This window comes from Aliivibrio sp. 1S128, from assembly GCF_001691065.1.
Classification (GTDB): domain Bacteria; phylum Pseudomonadota; class Gammaproteobacteria; order Enterobacterales; family Vibrionaceae; genus Aliivibrio.
The window spans coordinates 1-524 of the sequence record NZ_MAJV01000052.1 but is presented as its reverse complement, the minus strand read 5'-3'; the positions used below and the strand labels follow the sequence as shown (position 1 = coordinate 524).

The 524-nt window shown below is 35.9% G+C and carries 1 protein-coding gene; it reads right to left on the bottom strand.

The annotated features are described in order from the left end of the window. On the bottom strand, positions 1 to 478 hold a 478-nt coding region (locus tag A6E03_RS07710; protein WP_065600552.1), incomplete at its 3' end, for a class I SAM-dependent methyltransferase. Positions 479 to 524 lie beyond the last annotated feature (46 nt).

The following is a 524-nucleotide window of genomic DNA, read 5'->3' as shown; positions in this document are numbered from 1 at the left end:
CAACTATATTTTCAATTTCAGCTTGAGTTCCGTGCCACATTGGAACCCCAACATCAGAAGTAAAAGAAAGACTTTCATCAGAGCAAAATTCAGCTAAATAAATGACTCCATTTGGCTTTAAAATTCTTAGTAGCTCAGAAACAACATTTACCCTAGCTTGCACTTCTGGAATGCACGTAAAAACAGCACACGTAACAATGGCATCAAAGGAAGAATCAGAAAAAGGAAGTTGTGAACCTTTTGAGTAGTTCAGCTCTAGATGCGGGAATTCATTGTTCCCACGATTAATCATTTCCAATGAAGAATCAACACCACAAATACTTTTATAACCTAAGTCATAAAGCTCATTAGTTACTCTTCCATATCCACAGCCAAAATCGAGAACTTGGCTAGAATAAGGAACTGTATTAATAAGTAACTCGCTGATTAATTGAAGATTAAACTCAACTTTACCAGCAACATCATCCCAATTACTCAAAGATTTCTCCTTAAATCATATAACGCCTGCATAACACGTTTACTAC